3 protein-coding genes are annotated in these 4,011 nt (G+C 71.4%); 2 read left to right on the forward strand and 1 reads right to left on the reverse strand.

Features of this window, described 5'->3' with window-relative positions; all coding sequences use genetic code 11:
- The first annotated feature begins 190 nt into the window (after nt 1-190).
- A complete protein-coding gene (locus tag AB8Z36_RS32635; protein WP_369216998.1) occupies nt 191-1,201 on the forward strand; it encodes a C40 family peptidase in 1,011 nt (336 codons plus the stop codon).
- A gap of 249 nt (nt 1,202-1,450) precedes the next feature.
- Nucleotides 1,451-2,164: a phosphatase PAP2 family protein gene (locus AB8Z36_RS32640; protein ID WP_369216999.1), complete on the forward strand. Its 714-nt coding sequence runs from the start codon at nt 1,451-1,453 to the stop codon at nt 2,162-2,164.
- A 34-nt stretch (nt 2,165-2,198) separates the two neighbouring features.
- Here the strand turns inward: AB8Z36_RS32640 and AB8Z36_RS32645 are convergent, their stop codons facing one another.
- Nucleotides 2,199-3,779 carry an FAD-binding oxidoreductase gene (locus AB8Z36_RS32645; protein WP_369217000.1) on the reverse strand — a complete coding sequence of 527 codons (1,581 nt, stop codon included), beginning with the start codon at nt 3,777-3,779 and terminating at the stop codon, nt 2,199-2,201.
- Between the last annotated feature and the right edge of the window lie 232 nt (nt 3,780-4,011).

The following is a 4,011-nucleotide window of genomic DNA, read 5'->3' on the forward strand; positions in this document are numbered from 1 at the left end:
CCTCATGCCGGTGGGTGGCCGCGTGCCGACGGACGCACCCCGCGAGCCGAGGGCGGGGCCGCGGCGCCGGGCCCGTCCGCCCCCGTGCCCCCGAAGCGCCCCTCCAAGTAGTGGATGATCACCTCCACGCGCGCCCCGGACATCTACACTGAGCGACGGTGTAATCCCGCCGTGCGAGGGGTGGTTGACGGTGCGTAAGGCGTGGCTGATCGCGTCCGCCGGGATCGGCGGTGCCCTCGGATTCATCGCGCTGCTCGTCTTCGGCACCTACATGGCCGCGGGAACCATGGCGAACGGCACGGGCGGCGGTTCCGTGGGCCTCGCCAAGGGCGCCGTGCCCGCGACGTACCAGCCCCTCGTGCAGAAGTGGGGCAACCTCTGCAAGGCCATCAACCCCGCGCTGCTCGCCGCCCAGCTCTACCAGGAGAGCGGGTTCAACCCGCGCGCCAAGAGCCCGGCCAAGGCGCTCGGGATAGCGCAGTTCATCCCCGGGACCTGGGCCACGCACGGCCTCGACGGCGACGGTGACGGCGACCGCGACATCTGGGACCCCGAGGACGCCATCCCGTCCGCGGCCTCGTACGACTGCAAGCTCGCGGGCTATGTGAAGGACGCGCCGGGCGACCCCACGAAGAACATGCTCGCCGCGTACAACGCGGGGGCCTACGCCGTCATCAAGTACGGCGGCGTCCCGCCGTACCGCGAGACGCAGAACTACGTACAGACCATCACGAACCTCTCCAAGAGCTTCGCGAAGCCCGTGGGGCGCGTGCAGCCCTCGCAGCAGGCGGCCGCCGCCATCTACTTCGCGCAGAAGAAGCTCGGCACCCCCTATCTGTGGGGCGGCAACGGCACGCCCGAGCAGGGCGGGCGCTTCGACTGCTCCGGCCTCACCCTCGCCGCCTACCGCACGGTGGACATCACGCTGCCGCGTGTCGCCAACGACCAGTACAACGCGGGCCCGCACCCCAAGCGGGAGGAGCTGCTCCCCGGTGACCTGGTGTTCTTCTCCGACGATCTGACCAACTCGCGCGCCATCCGGCACGTCGGGATCTATGTCGGCGGCGGATACATGATCAATGCCCCGCGTGCGGGTGCCGTGATCCGGTTCGACCCGATCGACACTCCGGACTACTTCGGCGCGACGCGAGTCACCGAAGATGGCGCGAAAGCGGCCCCCGTCAAGCCGACAGAGGTCTGAAAAAGGGGTGTGCGGAAGGGGCGCGGGGGCATACGCGTGGGGTGAGGTGGCTGGAACACTCCGTCAAAACCCTCCCCTGAGCTGCGGCGATGTATCTCTCTTCGATAACGTCTGGGTGATCTTTCGGTGGAGAGTGGAACGTAGGGGTGGGGACTGCGCGTTCCCTTGACTGGACCGACCACGGGGGCTGATCGAGAAGGGTGCGCGGAACGGTGTGCCCACGGGCTAAAGACAAGGGGCCGCAGCGCCATGGCTGGACTCGATGAATCCGGGTCGAACCCCGACGTCAGCCTGCTCTACGACATCAACGGCCTGACGCGGGAGACCCCGCACTGGCTCGACCGCGCCCTCGCGTTCACCGGGGAGTACGGCCTGCTGATCGTCCTGGTGCTGCTCGTCGTGTGGTGCTGGTGGGGCCAGCGCAAGCGCTCCACTCTCGACGATGCCGCGTCCTCGGTCGCCGCCGTCGTCTGGGCGCCGCTCGCCGCCGGTATCGCGGTCCTGGTCAACGTGCCCATCCGCGGCTTCGTGGAGAGACCGCGGCCGGCCAGGGACCACAGCGGGATCGACGTCCTGGTGCACGGCAAGAACGACTTCTCGTTCGTCAGTGACCACGCGACGCTCGCCATGGCCATGGGCGCCGCCCTCTTCGTCGCCAACCGCAGGTTCGGCCTCATCGGCCTCGCGCTCGCCGCGTTCGAGGGCTTCTGCCGCGTCTTCATGGGCGTGCACTACCCCACCGACGTCGTCGGCGGCTTCGCGCTCGGCACCGCCGTCGCCCTGCTGCTCTCGCCGCTCGCCATGGCCCTGCTCACGCCGGTCGCCAAGGCCGTCGGGCGCTCGGGGCGACTCGGCTGGCTGGTGCACGACCGCCGGGTCAGCCCCGTGGCCGCGCCGCTCGGCGCCACCGCCCCGTCCGCGCGGGCCGCGGCGGGCCCCGACGAGCGGGATCTCGCCGCCTGACCCGCGCCTGACCCGCGCCTGAGCGGACGACCCGTCAGAGGGCCTGCGGGAAGTCGAAGAAGCGGTCCGGGTCGTACCGCTTCTTCAGCTTCTTCAGGCGGGGCGCCGCGTCCCCGTAGTAGGCCTTGCGCCAGTCCGTCAGCGTCGCGTCCGTGTAGTTCTGGTACGCGGCCCCCGACGCGTACCGCCCCATCGCGCCGTGCGCCTTCTTCAGCCACGTCTGCGCGGGCGTGCCCGACGTGCCCGCGCGCCACGACGCTATGTACTGCGCGAGCATCCGCGAGCGGCGGTGCACGAAGGCCGTCGCCGTCGGGTCGACGCGGTTGATGGCGCCGCCGAGGGCGGTGAGCGCGATGCTGCCCGCGCCCGCCCCCGTCACGTTCTCGATCTGCGAGAGCATCGCGCGGATGCCCGCCGCCGACAGCGAGCGGTCGAAGAAGTCCGAGGCCGCCGCGTAGGTCTCCCGCTTCAGGGCGCCCTGCGGGGAACGGCCCGGCGTCGTGCCCGGCAGATGGCACTGGGCGTCCGCGGTGAAGGACGCGCAGCCCGCGTACACCTCCATGGACTCCTCGTACGTACGCCGCTTCAGGGAGACGCTGCGGGCCGGGGAGCCGATCGTGTCGGCGAGGCGGTCCACGGCGTTCTGGAGTTCGCCGTACGTGCCGAGCGAGAAGCAGGCGACGGAGACGGTCGGGGTGCCGCCCGGCACGTTCGCCAGATGGGCGGAGGACCATATCTCGTCCGGCTGGCCGGGGCCCCACTCCTGCCAGGCCTTGAGCACGGCCGCCGCCTTGGACCAGGGCCAGCTCAGGTACGCCGAGACGCCCTGGGGCGCGGCGTGCGTGCGGTACGACAGCTCGGTGACGACGCCGAAGTTCCCGTTGCCCGCGCCGCGCAGCGCCCAGAACAGCTCCTTGTTCTCGGACTTGGAGGCGCGCAGCTCCTTGCCGTCCGCCGTGATCAGCTTCGCGGAGGTGAGGCTGTCGCAGGTCAGGCCGTACGCGCGGGAGACCACGCCATGGCCGCCGCCGAGGGTCAGGCCCGAGATGCCGACGGTCGGGCAGGAGCCCGCGGGGATCGTGACGCCCTTCGCGGCGAGCGAGCGGTAGACGTCGATGAGTTTCGCGCCGCCGCCGATGGTCGCGCTGCTGCCGCTCGCCCGTATCGTGCTCAGCTTCGACACGTCGATGACGAGCCGTCCGTTGCCGGAGGACCAACCCGCGTACGAGTGGCCGCCGTTGCGTATCGCGACCTGGGTGCGGTGCGCGCGGGCGTACGCGAGGGCCGTGCGGATGTCGTCCGGGTGCGCCACATAGGCGACGGCCGTGGGCTTCAGATCGTCGTAGCGGGTGTTGTAGAGCTGCCGGGCCGCCGCCCACTTCGCTTCGCCGGGCTGTACGAGGGTGCCGTCGAGGTCCCTGGCGAGCGCCTTGAGCGTGGCGGGGGAGGTGGCGGCGGCGCTGGTCGTTCTGATCGGGGTGCCGCCCGCGCTCCCTTTGCCGCCGGTGGCGGTCGCGGCGCCCGGAGCCGCCCCCGGGCCCCCGCTCGAACAGCCCGCGACCGTGGCGGCCGCCAGCGTGGCCGCCGTGCTGCCGATGAACGTACGTCGTTCCATGACGCCTCCCGTTGCTTCCCGGAGAACGAGACGGTGTACGGGACGGACGGGTTCCCCGGAGGCCTACGGGGATGCCTCGTGCACGGCGGCGTCCTCGCGGGCCTTGCTGCGGGCCCTGCGGGCCGGTCCCTGCCAGCCGCAGGAGCAGTGGGCCGCCACGAAGCGGCCCTTCTCGACGGTCGTCGTGTGGTGGGGTGCGGGGACTTCCTGATCGGCCACGCGGCCACGGTAC

The sequence above is a fragment of the Streptomyces flavofungini genome (assembly GCF_041028215.1).
Classification (GTDB): Bacteria; Actinomycetota; Actinomycetes; order Streptomycetales; family Streptomycetaceae; genus Streptomyces; species Streptomyces flavofungini_B.